General features: G+C 51.5%; 21 protein-coding genes. 13 read left to right on the forward strand and 8 right to left on the reverse strand.

Annotated elements, in window-relative coordinates; genetic code table 11:
- Positions 1 to 51 precede the first annotated feature (51 nt).
- From DFR47_RS00255 to DFR47_RS00305, 11 genes are all read left to right on the forward strand, one after another.
- On the forward strand, positions 52 to 267 hold the full coding sequence (locus DFR47_RS00255; protein WP_113942435.1) for a hypothetical protein: 216 nt from the start codon (positions 52 to 54) through the stop codon (positions 265 to 267).
- Between the two features lie 146 nt (positions 268 to 413).
- A complete protein-coding gene (locus DFR47_RS00260; RefSeq protein ID WP_113942436.1) occupies positions 414 to 1,406 on the forward strand; it encodes a GlxA family transcriptional regulator in 993 nt (330 codons plus the stop codon).
- A gap of 77 nt (positions 1,407 to 1,483) precedes the next feature.
- Positions 1,484 to 1,750, forward strand: coding sequence for a DUF6460 domain-containing protein (locus tag DFR47_RS00265; protein ID WP_113942437.1), 267 nt, complete (start codon positions 1,484 to 1,486; stop codon positions 1,748 to 1,750).
- 28 nt (positions 1,751 to 1,778) lie between these two features.
- On the forward strand, positions 1,779 to 2,273 hold the full coding sequence (locus DFR47_RS00270) for a CAP domain-containing protein (RefSeq protein ID WP_113942438.1): 495 nt from the start codon (positions 1,779 to 1,781) through the stop codon (positions 2,271 to 2,273).
- Between the two features lie 183 nt (positions 2,274 to 2,456).
- The gene (locus tag DFR47_RS00275; RefSeq protein ID WP_113943140.1) at positions 2,457 to 3,818 is read left to right on the forward strand and encodes an MATE family efflux transporter; all 1,362 of its coding nucleotides are present in this window, start codon (positions 2,457 to 2,459) and stop codon (positions 3,816 to 3,818) included.
- A gap of 288 nt (positions 3,819 to 4,106) precedes the next feature.
- Entirely contained in the window at positions 4,107 to 5,405 is a 1,299-nt protein-coding gene (locus tag DFR47_RS00280) for a cell wall hydrolase (RefSeq protein WP_113942439.1), read from the forward strand.
- A gap of 211 nt (positions 5,406 to 5,616) precedes the next feature.
- Positions 5,617 to 6,042: an AtpZ/AtpI family protein gene (locus DFR47_RS00285; RefSeq protein WP_113942440.1), complete on the forward strand. Its 426-nt coding sequence runs from the start codon at positions 5,617 to 5,619 to the stop codon at positions 6,040 to 6,042.
- A 209-nt stretch (positions 6,043 to 6,251) separates the two neighbouring features.
- On the forward strand, positions 6,252 to 7,004 hold the full coding sequence (locus DFR47_RS00290) for a F0F1 ATP synthase subunit A (RefSeq protein ID WP_113943141.1): 753 nt from the start codon (positions 6,252 to 6,254) through the stop codon (positions 7,002 to 7,004).
- A gap of 169 nt (positions 7,005 to 7,173) precedes the next feature.
- Positions 7,174 to 7,401, forward strand: a complete 228-nt coding sequence (locus DFR47_RS00295; protein WP_113942441.1) for a F0F1 ATP synthase subunit C — start codon at positions 7,174 to 7,176, stop codon at positions 7,399 to 7,401.
- 110 nt (positions 7,402 to 7,511) lie between these two features.
- Positions 7,512 to 8,123 carry a F0F1 ATP synthase subunit B gene (locus DFR47_RS00300; RefSeq protein ID WP_113942442.1) on the forward strand — a complete coding sequence of 204 codons (612 nt, stop codon included), beginning with the start codon at positions 7,512 to 7,514 and terminating at the stop codon, positions 8,121 to 8,123.
- Positions 8,124 to 8,134: 11 nt separating this feature from the next.
- The gene (locus tag DFR47_RS00305; RefSeq protein ID WP_113942443.1) at positions 8,135 to 8,614 is read left to right on the forward strand and encodes a F0F1 ATP synthase subunit B; all 480 of its coding nucleotides are present in this window, start codon (positions 8,135 to 8,137) and stop codon (positions 8,612 to 8,614) included.
- 251 nt (positions 8,615 to 8,865) lie between these two features.
- Here the strand turns inward: DFR47_RS00305 and DFR47_RS00310 are convergent, their stop codons facing one another.
- From DFR47_RS00310 to DFR47_RS00340, 8 genes are all read right to left on the reverse strand, one after another.
- Positions 8,866 to 9,561, reverse strand: coding sequence for a ribonuclease HII (locus DFR47_RS00310; protein ID WP_113942444.1), 696 nt, complete (start codon positions 9,559 to 9,561; stop codon positions 8,866 to 8,868).
- A 117-nt stretch (positions 9,562 to 9,678) separates the two neighbouring features.
- Complete coding sequence (locus tag DFR47_RS00315) at positions 9,679 to 10,863, reverse strand: PA0069 family radical SAM protein (protein WP_113942445.1); 1,185 nt, start codon at positions 10,861 to 10,863, stop codon at positions 9,679 to 9,681.
- A gap of 153 nt (positions 10,864 to 11,016) precedes the next feature.
- Positions 11,017 to 11,565, reverse strand: coding sequence for a molybdenum cofactor biosynthesis protein B (moaB, locus tag DFR47_RS00320; protein WP_113942446.1), 549 nt, complete (start codon positions 11,563 to 11,565; stop codon positions 11,017 to 11,019).
- A 57-nt stretch (positions 11,566 to 11,622) separates the two neighbouring features.
- Positions 11,623 to 12,576 carry a 4-(cytidine 5'-diphospho)-2-C-methyl-D-erythritol kinase gene (locus tag DFR47_RS00325; protein ID WP_245416391.1) on the reverse strand — a complete coding sequence of 318 codons (954 nt, stop codon included), beginning with the start codon at positions 12,574 to 12,576 and terminating at the stop codon, positions 11,623 to 11,625.
- A 9-nt stretch (positions 12,577 to 12,585) separates the two neighbouring features.
- Positions 12,586 to 12,774 carry a membrane protein gene (locus DFR47_RS00330; RefSeq protein ID WP_022711138.1) on the reverse strand — a complete coding sequence of 63 codons (189 nt, stop codon included), beginning with the start codon at positions 12,772 to 12,774 and terminating at the stop codon, positions 12,586 to 12,588.
- Positions 12,775 to 12,937: 163 nt separating this feature from the next.
- Positions 12,938 to 13,792, reverse strand: coding sequence for a S49 family peptidase (locus DFR47_RS22040; protein ID WP_245416392.1), 855 nt, complete (start codon positions 13,790 to 13,792; stop codon positions 12,938 to 12,940).
- An 81-nt stretch (positions 13,793 to 13,873) separates the two neighbouring features.
- Positions 13,874 to 15,055 (reverse strand): Na+/H+ antiporter NhaA, encoded by a 1,182-nt coding sequence (gene nhaA, locus DFR47_RS22045; RefSeq protein WP_245416393.1) that lies wholly within the window; start codon positions 15,053 to 15,055, stop codon positions 13,874 to 13,876.
- A gap of 147 nt (positions 15,056 to 15,202) precedes the next feature.
- On the reverse strand, positions 15,203 to 15,985 hold the full coding sequence (locus DFR47_RS00340; protein WP_113942448.1) for a tRNA1(Val) (adenine(37)-N6)-methyltransferase: 783 nt from the start codon (positions 15,983 to 15,985) through the stop codon (positions 15,203 to 15,205).
- A gap of 278 nt (positions 15,986 to 16,263) precedes the next feature.
- Here DFR47_RS00340 and DFR47_RS00345 point away from each other — a divergent pair, with 278 nt between their 5' ends.
- Together DFR47_RS00345 and DFR47_RS00350 are read left to right on the forward strand one after the other, a co-directional pair.
- Positions 16,264 to 17,280 carry a polyprenyl synthetase family protein gene (locus tag DFR47_RS00345; RefSeq protein ID WP_113943142.1) on the forward strand — a complete coding sequence of 339 codons (1,017 nt, stop codon included), beginning with the start codon at positions 16,264 to 16,266 and terminating at the stop codon, positions 17,278 to 17,280.
- A gap of 146 nt (positions 17,281 to 17,426) precedes the next feature.
- The gene (locus DFR47_RS00350; protein WP_113942449.1) at positions 17,427 to 19,274 is read left to right on the forward strand and encodes a tetratricopeptide repeat protein; all 1,848 of its coding nucleotides are present in this window, start codon (positions 17,427 to 17,429) and stop codon (positions 19,272 to 19,274) included.
- Positions 19,275 to 19,286: the final 12 nt, after the last annotated feature.

Here is a 19,286-nt window from a genome sequence, read left to right on the forward strand (position 1 = left end):
GTATTTCGTCTTCCTCTTTATATTTGTTAATTGATTTAAGGTTGTAATTTATTGAAGAAAATTATCTTTGTTTTGACTGCCGCTACTTTTTCTTTGGTTGCTATGAACTATGCGAGTGCCGATCAGGGCGGTGTAGTCCCTAAGTTGGCGCAGGTAATCAAGCAGGAATGCGGGGAGCCGCCTGCGACAGCATCGGATCTGGATGGTATTAAATATGATATGTGTGTGCAGGTAACGATTGCTAAATATAAAGGAACTGAAGATTAAGCGTGGATTTTGCCGCTTGTCTGAATGATGTTTGAGGTCGCAATATTTATATTGCGGCCTTTTTATATGGTTTGTCCTGATGGTGTTTGACTGCGGCAGTTCTGCGTTCTAATTTCAGCTGAAGCTGGGGGAGAGCGTAATTGGACATGGTGGCAAAACAGGACGGGGCAAAATCTGACGTTTCGCAGGCACAGCGTCTGACGCTGGGGATTGTCGTCTTACCCGGTTTTACTTTGTCGGCACTCAGCCTGTTTCTCGATCCGTTTCGTTTGGCGGCGGATGATAAGGATAAAAGTCGCCAGATACGCTGCGGCTGGAAAATCTGTACATTGACCGGTTTGCCGGTGGAATCCAGCTCCGGCATGACTGTAACCCCGACTGCGCCGATTGGTGCACTGGATGATTGTGACTATATCGCTGTTGTCGGCGGTGTGTTGCCGCATTACCGGCCGGGTCAAAGTGCATTGATTGATGTGCTGAAACGCGCTGACCGGCAGAAAAAGAATGTCATCGGCCTGTGTACTGCGGCTTTCATTGTTGCTGAGGCCGGTCTGCTGGAAGATCGCAATTGCTGTGTGAACTGGTTCCATAAAGAGGATTTTCTCCAGCTTTTTGACGGTTTCACAGCGGATACGACCAGCCTGTTCCACCGTAGCGGCAGGCATTTTACCTGCGCTGGCGGCTTGGGCGCTGCATCACTGGCGCTCTCTATCATTCAGGCCGAAATTTCCGAGGAACTGGCACGTAAAAGCGCATCCATTCTGATGTTCCCCTATGAGTTACTTTCATCGGAGCAGCCTGCGCTGAGTTTTAACGGTGTGCGCTCACCGATGATCCGCAAAGCCATTCGTATTTTTGAAGAAACGCTGGAAGACCCGCTGGCGATGGCTGAAGTCGCGCGTCGTCTTGGCATTTCCACACGCCAGATGGAACGGGGCTTTCAACTCGGACTTGGCAAAACGGCGTTTCAGGTGCGCGAGGAATTGCGTGTGCAACGCGCTAAAGAGCTGCTGACAACGAGCAATGCATCGCTGCTGGAAGTGGCTGTTGCAAGCGGCTTTACCGATACGCGCAGTATGAACCGCTCTTTCGTTCGCCAGAAGCAGAACCTGCCGCGCAGCTACAGAAACAACCGTTAATAGTGCAGTAAAATCGTGAAGGCTTGTCACGCCGGATATTCGCGCTTATTTGTTTGTCTCAACAAAGGAGTGCTTTTATGTCTGACCGTGCTACCCGTTTTCTGGGCGATACACCGGGTCGTGTGATCGTTAAGCTGATTTTGGTGTCGCTGGTTGTCGGCGTTGTCATGCATGCCTTTAACTGGACGCCTTACGACATTCTCTGGAATATCCGCGATTTCTTCGTGCGAATTTGGAATATGGGCTTCTCGGCATTGTCACGCTTTGCTGATTACCTGCTGTTAGGTGCGGCTGTTGTGATCCCTGCCTTTATTTTGCTCAGAATTATCAACTACAGAAAATAACAGCGCTCATTTTTAAGTTGTGGTTTTGATGACTGATACATTGCTGATTTCACGCCGCCGGTTGCTCGTAGCCGGTGGTGCTCTGGTGCTTAGTCCTGTGCTCATTCCGGTTGCTGATGCTTTTGCCGAGGATGATGTCGTGGAAATGGTCAATAAAGTGCGCCGCCAATATGGTGTGCCGCCGATGCAGCCGGAGGCAAAGCTTGAAAAAGCGGCGCTCCATCAGGCAAAGCTGATGGCCAATGCCGGTAAAATTGGCCATAGCATCGGTTGGGGTAATACATTTACCGGCCGCTTAAAACAGGCTGGCATTCGGGGGCCTGCGGCAGAAAATGTTGCATCCGGCCAGAAAGATGTGCCAGCAGCACTGAATGCGTGGCTGAACTCCGCAGGGCACCGGAAAAATCTGCTCGATCCGATCTTCACCCGTTATGGCCTTGCTTATGCAGCACGGGCAGACAAGCCGCATTATCTTTATTGGGCGATGCTCTACGGTATTGATGTGCCGCAAGTCATGCCATGAACGGGCGCGACAAATTGCTGTGATGGTGCAGAATTATACTGACCATCATTGCAAAACAGGATATGTCTTTGCAGAAACTTCTGCACTGACCGATAAAAATATCCGCGACTACTCATGAGTTGAGAGTAGTCAGCACGGCTGACAGCAGAGTCTTTTACATTTCTGACTTTGTTGTGTGGTATTATGTTTAAGCCAGATAATGACGCGCTCGAAACGTCGCTCGTTCGTCCGTTTAACGTCACGCATCGTATGGTGCTGACGATCGCTATTCCTATGACACTGGCCGGTATGACCACGCCTCTGCTGGGGCTGGTGGATACGGGCGTGATCGGACAACTTGGCAATGCCGGTATGCTCGGCGGTCTGGCAATGGGCGCGCTGGTCTTCGATTGTTTGTTTTCAGTATTTGGTTTTCTGCGTTCCGGCACAACCGGTCTGGTGGCGCAGGCGATGGGGCGCGGCGACCGTACAGAAGAGATTATGGTGTTCTGGCGCGCGATTATTGTGGCGCTGGTGGCCGGTTTACTGATGATCGCCATTCTGCCACTGACACTCTATGCAGCCAATGATATTCTTAAACCTACTTCCGATACCGCGAAAGCGCTGAATGAATATGTGTCGATCCGTATGATCTCGGCACCAATGGCGCTGGTAAATTTCTCAGTGCTTGGTCTGTTGCTCGGGCGCGGTAAAGGGCTGTTCGGTCTTGCCCTGCAATTTTTGCTCAATGGTATTAATATCATTCTGGCACTGACCCTCGGGCTGGGGCTTGGCTGGGAGGTTTCCGGTGTAGCATGGGCGACGGTGACCGGTGAAACAGTTGCGGCTATCACAGGCATGACCGTGCTGATCTGGCGTGGCGGTGCATTGCGTAAGCTGGATGTGAACCGCTTGTTCGACAAAGCCGGAATGTGGCGCATGATTGTCATCAGCCGCGATATCATGATCCGCTCATTATTGCTGATGTCGACTTATGTGTTTTTTGCCCGTGTCGGCAATGAAATGGGCACGATCACATTGGCCGCTAATGCCGTTTTGATGAACTTCTATCTGGTGGTCGGCTTCTTTCTGGAAGGCGTAACCATTGCTGCCGAACAATTGGCAGGCCGTGCTGTTGGCGCGCGTTATAGTCCGGCTTTCCGCCGCTCCATTCAGCTGACCTTTTTCTGGGGGATGGTGATGGCGCTGGTGATGGGGCTGATCTTCCTCGCGTTTGGCGATCGTCTGGTCAATATTCTGACCACCGAGCCCGATGTACGCCAAATGGCAGTCTATTATTTGCCTTGGGTGTCACTCACGGCACTGACCGGTCTTTATGCCTTTCAGATGGACAGTATTTTCATCGGCGCTTCCTGGTCAAAAGACATGCGCAATATGATGTTCCTGTCGCTGTTTGTCTTCTTCGGCGTGCTTTATGGTACCCGTGACTGGCTGGGCAATCACAGTCTTTGGCTGGCGCTGAATATGTTCCTGTTTATTCGCGGGGTCACTTTGTCGGCCATGTTGCCACGGCGTTATCGTGGTGAGTTTCCGGCGGGCTTATAAAACAAATATGCTTTGAAAGAACCGGATGCGGCAGCGCATCCGGTTTTTGTTTAAAGATATTTTTTATGACATTGCTTTGTGCATTGTCGGCGCAATTTCCGGATTTGCATGGGCTGGTGACAGAATAATTTCAAGAAAACCAACTGTTTAAGTTATGCTGTAATGCGAGTATTAATTTAAAATTAATAAATAAAATCAATGGCTAAACGTCTCCGCGTTAACGAAGCATCAAGGTTAATAGATCATTATCTGACCATAGTCGTTTTGTTGAGTGAGTGGAGTATTCCGGTGCGTAGTAAAGCTTTGCAGGCCTTGTTTGGCCGATCCGGCAATGAGCCAGCACAGGTCTGGTATTATCCTACAGAAGGTTACTGCCCGCAGGACGGCCGCTATTATCCGGTCGCTGTGACCGTTAAGCAAAAACGACGCTCTTCAACGCTGCCCAAACTACTGGCCGGAGTAGGGCTGTTTTTCTATTCCAGTAATGTTATCGCCTATCAGGATATGGCCAGTATGCTGAGCCTCAGTGAGCAGTCCGGCAATCGCTGGGCGACCTATATGGTGGATGCTCCTGCCGGTTCCATACACAAGGCTGAAATGCCGTTTGTTGATTCGTCTGTAGTCACAGGCAGCCTGAGTGCTGCTGCCGATATTGAAGGCATCGGTCGCGTTGTACTGAGTGGCCGCGTTGCTGGTGGCAAGCTTGGTGTTAATGATCCGAACCCTGATGAGAAACGCGTCAGCCGCTCCGACAAACAGGGGCGTCTTGTTTCCGTCCAGACCAAGGCACCGGCACGTATGTTTAATGCGGGATCGCTCGCCGAGGGCGTTGCTCAGGTGAGTCCCAGGCTGATGCAGCCGGTTGCCGGTAAAAAAGACGTCAAATCCGCTTTTGTTAAGGGCCCGCTGCGCGGCAAGGAAGTTGAGATCGCGCTGGCTTTCCATCGTCCTGAGATCAAGCAGACCGTGGCTGTGCCAACGGCACTCGCTTCCCTTATTACCAATGATACACCGGATGTTTTGGCGCTGGGTTATGCGCCCGCAAAACCGGATTATGCCAAGACCTCACCTTTCGAAAGCATTCTGGTGCCGGAAAAAGACAATGGCCGTTTTATTCCGCCAATCAGTGTACGCGATCACAGTTGGGCAGCAACACCATTGCCGCCGCTTGTGTTCAGCGCGGCAGAGCAGAAATGTCTGGCTGAAGGTATTTATTTTGAAGCACGCGGCGAGCCGGTTAAAGGGCAGGCGGCAGTTGGTCAGGTTATTCTCAATCGTGTGCGCAATCCGGCCTATCCGTCAACGATTTGCGGCGTAGTCTATCAGAACAAAGACTGGCGCAATGCCTGTCAGTTTTCTTTCGCCTGTGACGGGCAGAAGCATCGTGTGACAGAAATGGGTCATTGGCGCATGGCGCAGCAGGTTGCAAAGGCTGTCACAGATGGCCAGATCTGGCTGCCGGAAGTGGGGTCAGCTACGCATTATCACGCGACTTATGTGCGTCCTCGCTGGGCTTCAACGATGGAAAAAGTCAAGAAAATCGGGCTGCATGTTTTCTACCGTACTTATGGTGGCGGCTGGAGCTGATCTCTCAGGGATTCGGTGCCTAAAAACAGAGGTCGAGGCGGGATTTAAGACCCGCTTCGCATTGTTGCCTGTTAAGTATATGATTTAAAAGTAGAAAAAACCTTCAACTTCTATGCAGACAGTGCCTTGACGAATGACTTGGCTGTTAATATGTTGCGGCCGACTTCACAGTGGGGTGAAAACCTCAGTTTTCTTGCCAAAGGAGGCATGAATGGCAGTCGGGAATATACCCGAAAAGCCTCAGCATTCCGATGATGTGGCGAGCAAAGCTGATGCTCCGGCGCAGGCCGGTATTCAGTCCGATACTGGGGCAAGTCTGGATGATCGTCTGCAAAAACTTGGAAGCCATCTGGCCGCCAAAGGTGTAGGTGAGAAATCTAAAAAAGACGAACAGGCTGAGAAAAACGCAACGTCTATGGCGCAGGCCATGAAATTATCCAGCGAATTTATTGCTGGTATCGTGGTTGGTGCGGTTTTAGGTTGGTTTTTTGATCGTGTTTTGGGTACGAACCCGTGGGGATTGATTATCTTTCTCTTTTTGGGATTCGGAGCCGGTACTCTGAATGTTTTACGTTCCGCAGGATATGTCGCAGAAAGCGGCATTAATGTGGAGAGAAAGCAACAGGACAAAAAATAATGTGCATAAGAGTTATCTCTGATATGCACAGTAGTGAATAAGCCTGTAAAGGCAACGGTACGGCTCAAACACATTTGTTTGATTGTGCTGAAAAGATCGTGAGCCGGTGTCTCATGATTTAAAGATTGTGAGCCGTTGGCATCACGGTTGCAAAGCGCCCTCGGGCATGAATGAAACGCCTTCGGGCATGGGTTACAGGTGAGGTTAAGGTGGCAAACGATCCGATCCATCAGTTTCAGGTCTCCAGATGGATTCCTATCGATGTCGGCGGTGTTGATCTGTCGTTTACGAATGTGTCCGCCTTTATGGTGTTGACTGTCGTAACCGCTTCCGCTTTTCTGTTTCTGACATCAGCTGGTCGTGGTCTTGTACCAACAAGATTGCAGTCGGTTTCTGAAATGGCTTACGAATTTGTTGCGTCCTCACTACGGGATTCAGCCGGTTCTAAGGGTATGAAGTTCTTCCCGTTTGTGTTCTCACTGTTCACATTCATTCTTGTAGCAAACTTCATCGGCCTTTTCCCGTATTTCTATACCGTAACCAGTCAGATCATTGTTACTTTTGCGCTGGCGCTGCTGGTCATCGGTACAGTGATTATCTATGGTTTCTTCAAGCATGGTGTGCGCTTCCTCAAGCTGTTCGTGCCAAATGGTGTTCCGCTGGCCATCATCCCGCTTGTGTCCGCAATCGAAATCATTTCCTTCTTGTCTCGTCCGATCAGCCTTTCTGTGCGTCTTTTCGCTAGTATGCTGGCTGGCCACATCACCGTAAAGATTTTCGCAGGTTTCGTGGTATCCATGGCTGCGCTGGGTCCGATCGGTGTAGGCGGTGCAATTCTGCCTCTGTTTATGACCGTTGCTATCACCGGTCTGGAATTCCTGGTCGCATTCCTGCAGGCCTACGTCTTCACTGTTCTGACCTGCATGTATATCAATGATGCAGTTCATCCGGACGGTCACTAACTGAAATTGCTGCTGTCCGGTTTCGGACAGTAGCCTTGCCTATCCTGAAATCAGGCTCTGTATTGTCATTGTTAGTTTATCAATGTTTTACAGGTCGCTCTGAAATATCACCGGCGGGTTTCCGCCAGAACTGAAATCCGCATTTATATCAATCCAGAAGGAGCTTAACATGGAAGCGGAAGCAGCAAAGTACATCGGCGCAGGTCTCGCCTGTTTCGGTCTGGCCGGTACGGCTCTCGGCCTCGGCAACATTTTCGGTAGCTTTCTTTCGGGCGCACTGCGCAATCCGTCTGCCGCTGACAGCCAGTTCGGCCGTCTGGTATTCGGCTTCGCGGTAACTGAAGCTCTGGGCATCTTCTCGCTGCTCATCGCGCTTCTGCTCCTGTTCGCAGTTTAATATTTAAGCTGCCGGATTAAATCGGCCGCATATGCAAATTTCCTTTTAAGGACTAAAAGCATATGCGGCTGGTTATCTTTTATTAAGCCTGAGTGATAAGGGGAAAATGGATGTTCGTGTCCACGGCGTTTGCCCAAACCGCAACTGACTCTCAGCCGGCACCAGTGTCGGGAGCTGACAGTGGCAACTCTGTTGTGCACACTGAAACAGGTGTGGCGCATGATGCCGGTAAAGGCGTGTTTCCACCATTTGATTCCACCCATTTTGCATCGCAGCTGCTCTGGCTCGCGATTACCTTCGGGCTGTTCTATCTGTTCATGTCGCGCGTTGTACTGCCACGTATCGGTGGTGTGATCGAAACGCGTCGTGATCGTATTGCCCAGGATCTGGAACAGGCTGCACGTCTGAAAACCGATGCTGACAATGCAATTGCTGCATACGAGCAGGAACTGGCTGAAGCCCGCAAAAGCGCGGCTGTCATCGGTCAGGAAGCCCGTGACAAGGCTAAAAATGATATTGATGCTGAACGCAAAGCCGTTGAAGCATCGCTTGAAAAGAAATTAGCTGAAGCTGAAAGCCGCATCGCTTCCATCAAGGAAAAAGCGATGAGTGATCTCGGTTCGATTGCTGAAGTAACAACTGCAGAAATCGTTGAAAAGCTGCTTGGCGGCAAGTCCGACAAGGCTGAGATTGCTGCTGCTGTTAAAGCTGTAAGAGCGTAAGGGAGACCGTTATGGACGCAACATTTTGGGCCCTGATTGGTCTGGTCATTTTCCTCGCGATCTTAGTCTATCTCAAAGTTCCGGCTATGATGGGTCGTTCGCTTGATGAGCGTGCCGCTAACATCGCCAAAGAACTGGACGAAGCACGCACACTGCGTGAAGAAGCTCAGGCTCTGCTTGCTGAATATCACCGCAAGCGCAAAGAAGCAGAAAAAGAAGCCAGCGAAATCGTTGCGAGCGCTCAGCGCGAAGCTGCTGCTCTCCTGACTGAAGCAAAAGAAAAGTCGGAAGATTACATTGTTCGCCGTAATAAGCTGGCTGAACAGAAAATCGCTCAGGCTGAAGCCGATGCTGTTAATCAGGTTCGTGCATCCGCAGTAGAAATTGCTGTTGCTGCTGCCGGTTCGCTCATCGCTGACAAGATGGATGCTAAAACTGCCGGTGAGATGTTCAAGTCTTCGCTGGAACAGGTTAAAAACAATCTGAATTAAGTATCTCATTGTATGAATAAAAAACGCCGCTTTATGCGGCGTTTTTTGTTTGTCTTGAGCTTTGGCGTTGTGGGTGAGTATCAAAGTTTGAGAAAAAGCGGGAGTATGAGCTCCGCTTCAGGTGGCCGTTCATTCGTCGTGATTGCTAGAGCATGTTGCGTTTAATCGTACCCACTGCGCTCGCGTCTCAATTCTTTTAATTATCGCATGTTCGCGGTAGCTCAAATGAATACATTTGAGCGCGACATGCTTTAGCCGGAAATCCAGCGTCCTTTAATTGGTGCGAAGCTGTAACGGTGCAGCCCTGCGATAGGCCCTTGATCCTCAATTGCCTGCCGATGCGCTGCGGTGCCATAGCCCGCATGTTTCTCAAGCCCATAAACCGGATGAATAAGCCCTGCACGCTCCATCATCCGGTCACGGGTGACTTTGGCGATAATGGAAGCGGCGGCAATGGTCAGGGAGCGCTGATCGCCCTTTACCAGTGTCATGGCAGGGCAGGGCAAGCCGGATGGCGTTTTATTACCATCGATCAAAGCATAGTCAGGCTGCATGGTGAGCGCATCAACACAGCGCTTCATCGCCAGTAATGATGCGGCCAGAATGTTGCTTCGATCAATCGTCTCGGCACTGAGGCTGCACAGACTGATAGCAACGGCTTTATCCATGATATTATCAAAGAGCAGATTACGTTTTGCTGCTGTCAGCCTTTTAGAGTCATCCAGACCTTCCGGAAGATTGTCCGGATCAAGGATAATGCAAGCGGCGACAACAGGGCCTGCAAGCGGGCCGCGCCCGACTTCATCAAGACCGGCAATCAGCCGAAAACCTTGCGCCTGTAATTGTTGCTCATGGCTGTAATCAGGTGTGAAAACTACAGATTTATCAGCTGATGATTTGGACTGCTTTTTAGAAAAAAGCGGAGAATCAGATGGTGCTTTGCTCATAGGCTGAGATTGCATCCAAACTGAAACTCCGCAAGACCACATCACAAGAGGGGGCGAATGATGTGGCAGGCTGTCGGCAAAAGGAAAGACGACAGCACTTATCTGCTGGAGGGCAGATCAGAAAAGCGAGAGCTGAACACCATTTGTCTGTGGTGGCGTGAACAGATCGCAGCGCAGACGGAACTTATGCACATTCAGTCCGTGCTTTTTACAGGCGATTTCAAAGCGGCGACCAATCTGCCATGCATAAGGGCCTTCGCCGCGCATACGCTTGCCCCACTCGGCATCATAGTCCTTACCGCCGCGCATCGAGCGAAGCAGTGACATGACATGGCGGTAGCGATCGGGGAAATGCTGCAATAGCCAATCCTTGAATAAAGGAGCTACTTCATAAGGCAGGCGCAAAAGCACATAACCGGCCTCACGTGCACCCATCGCATAGGCGGAATCGAGGATACGCTCAATCTCATGATCATTGATCCCCGGAATGACAGGGCCAAGCAGGACAGATACCGGAATACCCGCTTCACTTAACTGACGCACAGCCTGTAAGCGTAAGGTTGGTGTAGAGGCACGCGGCTCCATATTGCGTGCCAGTTTGGCATCCAGCGTCGTGACCGAGATGGCGACTTTGGCCAATCCACGCTCAGCCATTGAGCTGAGGATATCAATATCACGGGTGACCAGTGCAGATTTGGTGATGATGCCGGCCGGATGATTGGCGGCATCCAGAACGCCGAGAATATCGCGCATGATGCGCATTTTCTTCTCAACCGGCTGATAAGGGTCTGTATTGCTGCCAATGGCAATGGTTTTCGGTATATAGCCGGACTTGGACAGTTCTTTTTCCAGAAGCCGTGCGGCATCCGGTTTGGCAAATAATTTGGTTTCAAAGTCCAGACCGGCGGACAGCCCCATATAGCTGTGAGAAGGGCGGGCGAAACAATAGATGCAACCATGCTCACATCCGCGATACGGATTAACGGAGCGGTCGAAATTGATATCCGGTGAGTCATTGCGCGTAATAATGCTGCGCGGCTTTTCAATCTGGACTTCGGTTTTAAACGCTTCCATTTCTTCAAGAGAGTTCCAGCCGTCATCGCTGTCGATGCGTGTTTGGCTTTCAAAGCGACCGGAGGGATTGATCCCTGCGCCACGTCCGCGCCGACGGCTGTGATCAATACGCAAGCCCGTACCATCAATGATGGCATTGGCATGATCTGTGCGCTCGGAACCGAAAACTGCTTTGCTGGAGAAAACAGCCTGATCAGCCGGTTCGAAAACCTCCTGTAAAATTGCCATAGCTTTCTCCTTGCCGGAAATGCAGAGGCATAACCGGAGCAAAATAATCGGGATGTGGAATTTTATACGGCGCGATATATGCGACTCTGTTACGCCGTTTGTACTTTAAAATTTAATCCGAAATAAGGAACAAAGCAAGAACTTATTTTATGGTCAGCTTTTACGCTTCAGGTGCTCATCAAGACGCGGCATGATTTCAACAAAATTACACGGGCGATGGCGATAGTCGAGTTGCTGGGCGAGAATACCTTCCCATGCGTCGCGGCACGCCCCGCCGGAACCCGGCAATACAAATACAAAAGTCTGGTTGATCAGGCCTGCTGTGGCGCGGGACTGGATCGTCGATGTGCCGATTTTGGCATAGGACATCTGATGGAAGATGACGGAGAAGCCTTCCATCTTTTTATCAAAAACCGGTTCCAGCGCATCAGGGGTAACATCGCGACCGGTAAAGCCGGTGCCGCCGGTCGTGATCACGACATCTATTTCCGGATTTTTTGACCATTGCATAACCAGCGCGCGGATTTGCTCTGCATCATCGGTCACAATCTGACGGTCACGCAGCTGATGACCTGCCTCCGTGATGCGGGATGCCAGATAGGCACCGGATGTATCGGTTTCCAAAGTGCGGCTGTCCGATACTGTGAGAACGGCAATACCAACCGGTATGAATGGACGCTCAGTCTTAACAGTATCAGACATAGGCTGGCTCCTTTAAGCTCGAGCGGTTTCAGTTGATATTAAGTCGCAGAAACCGCTCTATTTTTGTTTTACGCGCATTTTATCCCGAAAACCGCTTACACTTTTCGGAATGCGCTTTAAAGGCAAGGTCGTGCTGGCACAGATAAACCAATGCGGGTTTTGTTGCTGAAGCTGTTCAGCGGCCAGTTGCGCTTCGGATAATGTGGCATAAATTCCAAAGCAAGTCGCGCCTGATCCGGACATTTGCGCATATTCTGCGCCACTGTCCTGCAACAGTTTCACTATTTGTGGTAATTGCGGAGCGATTTCTGCGGCAGGCTGAAACAGATCATTACGGGTGGTTTTCAGATAATCGCACAGGTCTGTCTGGCTGTGTCGAGCACCAATATCCTGCAAGGCAGGATTATCGCGCTTACGCAGATGCTTGAAAATCTGTGGTGTTGAAATCGCCGTACCGTCATTGACCAGAACCAGCGGCAGCACGGGCAGAGCGGAGAGAGTTTGCAGTTCTTCACCAATACCCTTAGCGATCAGAGTGCCGCCGTGCAGCTGACCATGCAGACACATCGGCACATCGGCGCCGAGTTGCAGACAAATCTGTTCAAGCAGTGCCTGTTCGGGCTGGATATTCCATAATTTGTGAAGCAGGGCCAACACCGTGGCCGCGTCACTTGAGCCACCGCCGATACCGGAAGCAACGGGGAGCTTTTTCTCCAGATGGATGGCAACAGGCGTATTATGCTGCGGAAAATGCGCACGCAGAAGATCGCGCGCTTTTAAAACAAGATTGCCCCCGTCAACTGGTAAACCCGCACCAAAGCGGCCGGAGAGTGTGAAACTGTCTTGCTCTGCAATTGAGACGCTGAGTTCATCACCGTAATCGGCAAAGGCCACCAATGTATCCAGCAGATGATAGCCGTCATTACGCTGGCCGGTGACATGCAGCGCAAGATTGAGCTTGGCATAAGCCGTAGCCGTCAGGGTACTATACAACATTGAAGTGTCGGGCATGCTTTGAAATCAGTCTTTATCAGCCGGACGATAAACACCGGTTTTCGGGTCGCGTACCAATGTTCCGCTCGCACCGGTGCGGGCTTCCTGCTCGGCCTGACGAACCTTTTGTGAAACGCGGGCAGCTTCCCGTTTAAAGGAGCGATAGCCATAGATCGCAGCTGCAACCAGAAGGATCAGAAAAATCAGTTGTGGCATACCGGCTCCTTTCCGGAGTGAGTTCAGAGTCCTGCTGATTTAAGCAGGATGTTTCCGTGTTTCAAGATAACACAGCACCATGATGCAATTATGATTGCACTAGAGCGCATTCCGACAAGTGTGAAGCGGTTTTAATGGTTTAACATTAAAACCGCTCTAGCTATTACAGGCCGTAACGCGACCACAGGCTCTTTTCCTCAAGCACATTCATCAGGCTTTCGCCTGCCGCACCAAGCAAATGACCGTGAGAAATGCCGCCGGTATTCTTGCGTCCCAGTAATCCGCGGGATGGTTGTATCAGGTTGAGTTTGGTTTTCTCACCATAGGCGGCGCGTAAGTGTGAACGCATATCGCCCAATCCGTCTACCAGTCCCAGTTGCAGGCCGGTGATCGCAGTCCAGAACTGGCCAGTGAACAGGTCGTCATTGTCCTGAAGTTTGGCACCACGGCGCGCTTTTACCATATCAATAAAGGTCTGGTGAATTTCCAGCTGCAATGCTTTGATGTGGTCCACATCTGATGCTTTTTCCGGTTGGAACGGATCCATCGTTGCTTTGTTTTTTCCCGCCGTATGGACGCGGCGCTCCACGCCGATTTTTTTAATCAGTTCGGTAAAGCCGAAAGAGGCTGACACAACACCGATGGAGCCGACAATGGAAGACGGATCAGCGATGATTTCATCACCGGCAACAGCAATCATATAGCCGCCGGATGCTGCCACATCCTCAACGAAAATATGGACTTTCTTGTTGTTTTCCTCAGCAAGATCACGGATGCGCTTATAGATCAGCCGTGACTGTACGGGCGAACCGCCGGGAGAATTGATGCTCAGCGCCACCGCAGGACTGTGCTTTGCCGTGAAGGCTTTTTCCAACTGGTTAGCAATGCCCTCAAGAGACAGGTTTTGCCGTAACGGGCTGTTGCCGGTCATAATGGCACCGCTGAGCCGGACAACCGGAATTTCAACTTGAGACGATTTGAAACGGCGCGGAATAACACGGCTGATAAGTGACGGCACAGATAATCTCCGGTGCGAAAAGCAGATGAAGAAGTGAAGTTCACCCGCTGTCATTATAACAGCGGGTGAAAACAGGGTTTGTTATTTGGCAGCGCGATTGCGCGTTGTCATACGCAGCAAGGCATAACCAAAGACGGCAGAAGTGATGGAGCCGAGCAGAACGCCGATTTTGGTTTCACTGTGCAGCAGGTCATTGTCGAAGGACAACAAACCGATAAACAGGCTCATGGTGAAACCGATACCGCAGAGCAGGGCCACGCCGTAGAGCTGTGTCCAGCTGGCACCCATCGGCTTGGTTGCAATACCCGCACGGATAGCCAGCCATGCGGCACCAAAGACACCGAATTGCTTGCCTAAGAAGAGACCAAGCGCAATGCCGAGTGTCAGCGTGTCGCCGAGGATGGACGGGCTCATGCCTGCAAAAGAAACACCGGCATTGGCAAAACCAAAAATCGGCACGATCACAAAACCGACCCATTTTGCCAGAGCATGTTCCAATGTGTGCAGCGGCGAGCTCATATCATCCGGTCGGCCAAGCGCAGGCTTGATCGGAATAGTCAGAGCCGTCAGCACACCGGCTACAGTGGCGTGAACGCCGGAACGCAGCACGAAGAACCACAGCACAAAGCCGAGGATCAGATAGGGGGTGAGACGCATCACGCCCATCTTGTTGAGGATGAACATCAGTACAAAAACACCGGCGGCGCCTGCAAGATAGAGCGTGGAAATATCAGCGGTGTAGAACACAGCGATAATCGCAACAGCTGCAAGGTCGTCGAGAATGGCGAGCGTTGCCAGAAACACTTTCAGGCTGGTCGGTACACGAGGCCCGAGCAGGGAGAGTACACCGAGTGCGAAGGCAATATCGGTCGCGGAAGGAATAGCCCAGCCGCGGATAGTTTCCGGATTAGACCAGTTGAAGCCGGCAAAAATCAGTGCCGGAACAATCACACCGCCAGCTGCGGCAATGCCGGGCAGAGCGCGATTCGACCAGCTGGCAAGCTGACCATCGAGAAATTCGCGTTTGATTTCGAGACCAACAAGCAGGAAGAACACGGCCATCAGCGCATCATTAATCCAATGCAATACGCTCAACGGGCCGAGCTTCGTCTCGAGGCCTTGGAAATAGAAGTTCGAAAGCGGCGAATTGGCAACGATGAGCGCAAGTGCTGCGGCAATCATCAGGGCAATACCGCTGGCGGATTCACTGTCGAGCCAATGGCGTAGCGTTGAAAAGGGGCGCTTGGTCTGGCTTTGTGTCATCCGGTATCGGCCTTTCTTTGCGGGCGGCATTGGCAAATGCACAACCCTTATCTGTCCGGCGGGCTTCGCACTGTAATCAATGCGCCGACCGGTTCAGACAGTCATTGTTTGCGGAAGAATGCGCTTCGGCCTCCTGAACGCCAGCTCTTATAAGCTGTCGCAACCATTAATGAGGTTTTCTGCGCGTGGCGTAAATTCATGGCCGGAACTTTTATGCAAAATTATTGCCGGTGCAAGGAAAACCGGAGCGCGGCTGCCTTTTATGCCCGTAATCACGACACGAATGGCCGGTTCTTCCGGTCTGGCATGGATCGGGGTGATGGCAATGCTGCCAAAACGGCGTTGCAGGGCTGTCAGCATTTCACTCAAATTTGCGGGGCGGGCAATAATCGCAATTTGCCCGCGCGGACGCAAAATGCCGGAGGCGGTACGTATCCAGCTTTCAAACATGCCTTCATGCATCACATGGGCTTGCGCCTTCAGAGTGTCCGGCGTGGCACGGTCATGGCTCTGGTTAAAAGGCGGGTTCATAATCACATAGTCAAAGCTGTTATCGCTTAAGCCCGCTTTATGACGGGCAGGGCCCGACATCGTGACATCTGCCTGCAAACAAGTGAGGCGGCCATGCATGTGGGCGTTTTCAGGCAAAGCACAGGATTTGTCCGCATAGAGCAGCATTTCCGGTGAGCGCTCAATCAGTGTCACCTGTGTCGCTACGCAGCGCGATGCGACGGCCAGTCCCGCAGCACCGGCACCGGCACCGAGATCCGCCACCTCGCCTTTAAAGCCTGCAGGAAGCGCACTTGCCAAAATCATTGCATCAATACCCGACCGGTGACCTTTCATGGAAGGCTGCACCAGATAGAACGCACCGCGATGAAAAGCGTCCAATGTTTCGCCGTAAGGCAGGGAATGAAGCGAGGAAGACATAGAGGCAGTGGTTTCCTGTCTGGCTGATATTGAGTTCATCAAACCGGCTTTAACCGATTCTGTATATGGGGCGTTCGGGACACAAATAGGTTTGCTGACAGGAATTTGACATCTTATATCAGCGGAATGTGCTTTATTGTGCTGTGTGGCAATAGGCAACTCTTGCCTTTGGCAGGGCTTTTGGTGCATTTGACTCTTGAGCATAAAGGCAGCGTTGAATAATGTGCTGCTATAAAAACGGGTCTCATTATCAGGCCGCGTGAACTGGAGATATGGCATTGGGTGTGGTTCTCAATCTCGATGAGAAAAAAAATCAGCAGGCGTCCATTCAGAAGCTGGTTGATCTGACGAAAGCGGATATGGGACGTGTCAATGCGCTTATACTGTCCAAGGCCGGTTCTGATGTTGAGATGATACCGGAAGTGGCCAATCATCTGATTTCATCCGGTGGCAAACGTTTGCGTCCGATGATGACGCTCGCCGCCGCAGCCATGTTCGGCTATGAGGGTGAAGGTCATGTGCAGCTCGCAACAAGCGTCGAATTTATGCACACGGCTACCCTGTTGCATGATGATGTGGTGGATGAAAGCGACCTGCGTCGCGGCAAAAGCACGGCACGGATGATCTGGGGTAATCAGGCCAGCGTTCTGGTCGGTGACTTCCTGCTTGGTCAGGCGTTTAAAATGATGGTTGATGTCGGCTCGCTCGATGCGCTTGATGTGCTGGCAACCTCGGCTTCCGTGATTGCGGAAGGTGAGGTGATGCAGCTCGCCGCCGCTAAAAATATGGAAACCACGGAAGATGAATATCTGGCCGTGATTAAAGCCAAGACTGCTGCGCTGTTTTCTGCTGCTGCCGAAGTCGGCCCGATCATTGCTGATGCATCGCGTGCCCATCGTCTGGCACTGCGCTCCTATGGTCTCAATCTCGGTCTTGCTTTCCAGCTGATTGATGATGCGCTGGATTACGGCGGCACGGCTGCTGACCTCGGCAAGAATGTCGGTGATGATTTCCGTGAAGGGAAAATCACCATGCCATTGTTGCTCAGCTATCGCCGTGGTTCTGAAGACGAACGTGCTTTCTGGAAATCTTCCATTGAGCAGGGCAATAATGATGATGAGGCTTTGCAAAAAGCGATCGGCCTGATGACCAAACATGGTTCCATTGCGGACACCGTTCAGCGTGCCCGCCATTTTGGTGAAATCGCCCGCGATGCCTTGGCTCCTTTGCCACAGACACCGCAAAAAGATGCTCTGATTGATGTTATTGATTTCTGCATCAGCCGCGTAAACTGATTATTGATCACTACCGGAACATGGTTCCGGTAGTGATGTTTTTTGAGAATACCCTCTTTTCCGGTCACATAAAAACCATGCCAACGCCGGATAGTCTCTCTGTTTTAAAAACAGGCTGGAAATTAAGAATTTAAGGGGAAGTGCCGATGCAGCGGAAGACAGTTAAAGCCCGTGCTCTGGTTCTCGCACTGATGGCGGGAGTGGCTTTCGCTGCGGGCATGTCAGGAGCAGCTCAGGCTGCAACACCGGCAAAGGCGCCGGAGCAGAATGAGCCGGTGATTATATCGCGTGCGGGTTCTTTCCCTGGGGCTTATCTGGCGGGGCGTATTGCCGAGATCGACAATAATCTTCCCGTGGCAATTGCCTATTATCGTCAGGCGCTGGTGTTTGACCCGTCAAACCAGCCGATGAAACGCGACCTGCTGCTCTCTTACCTGACCGACGGTCAGCTGGATGAGGCGCTGCCATTCGCGCGTGCATTGAAAAACGAGCCGGAAGTTGAACGTTTCTCCCGCGTTGTTTTGGCGATCAAATCATTTAACGACAAACATTACCGTACAGCCCGTACCAATCTGAAGCTGACCCAGCAATCGGAAATGGATCGCTTAGCGACAGGTCTGATGACCGCATGGACATTCTTCGGCGAAGGTCGTCCGAAAGATGCATTGGCTGCTGTTACCAAGCTGGACGGGCCGGTCTGGTACGATCTTTTCAAGACCTACACTTCGGCGTTGATTGCCGACAGTGCCGGTCAGACCAAAGAAGCTGATAAATTCTACGCGCAGGCTGTTGCGGATAAAGAAGGCGGCAGTGCTGCGCCTGATACCTATGAGCGTATCATTTATTCCTATGCAGATTTCAAGCAGCGTCAGGGCGATAAAGCCGGTGCGATTAAGCTCGTAGAAGATGCAGAGCAGATCCTCAGCGGTCGTGTCATTCTGCGTGAAGTACGCCAGAAGCTGGAAGCCGGTGAGAAGCTGGACCCGCAGGTGCGTACACCGCAGCAGGGCGCTGCTGAAGTGCTCTATTCTCTGGGCACAGCGATTAATCGCGGCGGGGCGGAAGCCTTTGCAACGATCTATCTGCAAATGTCGAATGAACTTCGCGCCAATAATGACGCAACGCTGTTCCAGTTGGGCGATATTGCCGCCAAGCTGCGCCAGCCGGAAAAAGCTATTCAATATTATGGCCGTGTTGCTGAAAAATCGCCTTACAAGCGTGATGCAGAAATGCAGCAGGCGCTCAATTTGGCTGATACCGGCAAGCCGGATGAAGCAATTGAGCACCTGAAAAACAACCTGCGCAGCAATGATAAGGACAACCGTTCTTATCTCGCACTGGGCGGTGTTTATGCGCAGAAAGAAGACTGGGCAAATGCGGCAAAGACCTATGATCAGGCTGTTGCAGAGCTGAAAGAGCCAACCCGTCAGGACTGGCCGGTATTCTATCAGCGCGGTATTGCCTATGAGCGTCTGAAAGAGTGGGATAAGGCCGAGCCGAATTTCCGCAAAGCGCTGGAACTGTTCCCGAACCAGCCGCAGGTGATGAATTATCTCGGTTATTCCTGGGTTGATCGCGGTGAAAATCTCGAAGAAGCAATGCTGATGATCCGCAAAGCTGTCGAGATGCGCCCGCAGGACGGCTATATTGTCGATTCTCTCGGCTGGGCTTATTACAAGCTTGGTCGCTATAATGAGGCGGTTGTCGAGCTTGAGAAAGCTGTCAAACTGCGTCCTGAAGACCCGACGATCAATGATCATCTGGGCGATGCCTATTGGCAGGCAGGGCGCGGGCTGGAAGCCACTTTCCAGTGGAACCATGCTATTGCCGGTAAGCCGGAACCGGCTGAACTCGCCAAGATCGAGAAAAAGCTGAAACATGGTCTGACGCAGACTGCGGAAGCGGATGTTAAAGATATTACGCCGGTAAAATCTGACACTGCGCCTGAAGCCAAAGTTGATGCCAAGCCTGCTGATCCTGCAGCCAAGCCGTAATTCCGGTGACCT

The organism is Pseudochrobactrum asaccharolyticum, from assembly GCF_003314995.1.
Classification (GTDB): Bacteria; Pseudomonadota; Alphaproteobacteria; order Rhizobiales; family Rhizobiaceae; genus Pseudochrobactrum; species Pseudochrobactrum asaccharolyticum.

Excerpts from the sequence above, each read along its gene's own strand:
- DFR47_RS00260 (WP_113942436.1), top strand. The coding sequence starts at position 414 with ATGGTGGCAAAACAGGACGGGGCAAAATCTGACGTTTCGCAGGCACAG.
- DFR47_RS00265 (WP_113942437.1), top strand. The coding sequence starts at position 1,484 with ATGTCTGACCGTGCTACCCGTTTTCTGGGCGATACACCGGGTCGTGTG.
- DFR47_RS00270 (WP_113942438.1), top strand. The coding sequence starts at position 1,779 with ATGACTGATACATTGCTGATTTCACGCCGCCGGTTGCTCGTAGCCGGT.
- DFR47_RS00275 (WP_113943140.1), top strand. The coding sequence starts at position 2,457 with ATGTTTAAGCCAGATAATGACGCGCTCGAAACGTCGCTCGTTCGTCCG.
- DFR47_RS00285 (WP_113942440.1), top strand. The coding sequence starts at position 5,617 with ATGGCAGTCGGGAATATACCCGAAAAGCCTCAGCATTCCGATGATGTG.
- DFR47_RS00295 (WP_113942441.1), top strand. The coding sequence starts at position 7,174 with ATGGAAGCGGAAGCAGCAAAGTACATCGGCGCAGGTCTCGCCTGTTTC.
- DFR47_RS00300 (WP_113942442.1), top strand. The coding sequence starts at position 7,512 with ATGTTCGTGTCCACGGCGTTTGCCCAAACCGCAACTGACTCTCAGCCG.
- DFR47_RS00305 (WP_113942443.1), top strand. The coding sequence starts at position 8,135 with ATGGACGCAACATTTTGGGCCCTGATTGGTCTGGTCATTTTCCTCGCG.
- DFR47_RS00310 (WP_113942444.1), bottom strand. The coding sequence starts at position 9,561 with ATGAGCAAAGCACCATCTGATTCTCCGCTTTTTTCTAAAAAGCAGTCC.
- DFR47_RS00315 (WP_113942445.1), bottom strand. The coding sequence starts at position 10,863 with ATGGCAATTTTACAGGAGGTTTTCGAACCGGCTGATCAGGCTGTTTTC.
- moaB (WP_113942446.1), bottom strand. The coding sequence starts at position 11,565 with ATGTCTGATACTGTTAAGACTGAGCGTCCATTCATACCGGTTGGTATT.
- DFR47_RS00325 (WP_245416391.1), bottom strand. The coding sequence starts at position 12,576 with ATGCCCGACACTTCAATGTTGTATAGTACCCTGACGGCTACGGCTTAT.
- DFR47_RS00330 (WP_022711138.1), bottom strand. The coding sequence starts at position 12,774 with ATGCCACAACTGATTTTTCTGATCCTTCTGGTTGCAGCTGCGATCTAT.
- nhaA (WP_245416393.1), bottom strand. The coding sequence starts at position 15,055 with ATGACACAAAGCCAGACCAAGCGCCCCTTTTCAACGCTACGCCATTGG.
- DFR47_RS00340 (WP_113942448.1), bottom strand. The coding sequence starts at position 15,985 with ATGTCTTCCTCGCTTCATTCCCTGCCTTACGGCGAAACATTGGACGCT.
- DFR47_RS00350 (WP_113942449.1), top strand. The coding sequence starts at position 17,427 with ATGCAGCGGAAGACAGTTAAAGCCCGTGCTCTGGTTCTCGCACTGATG.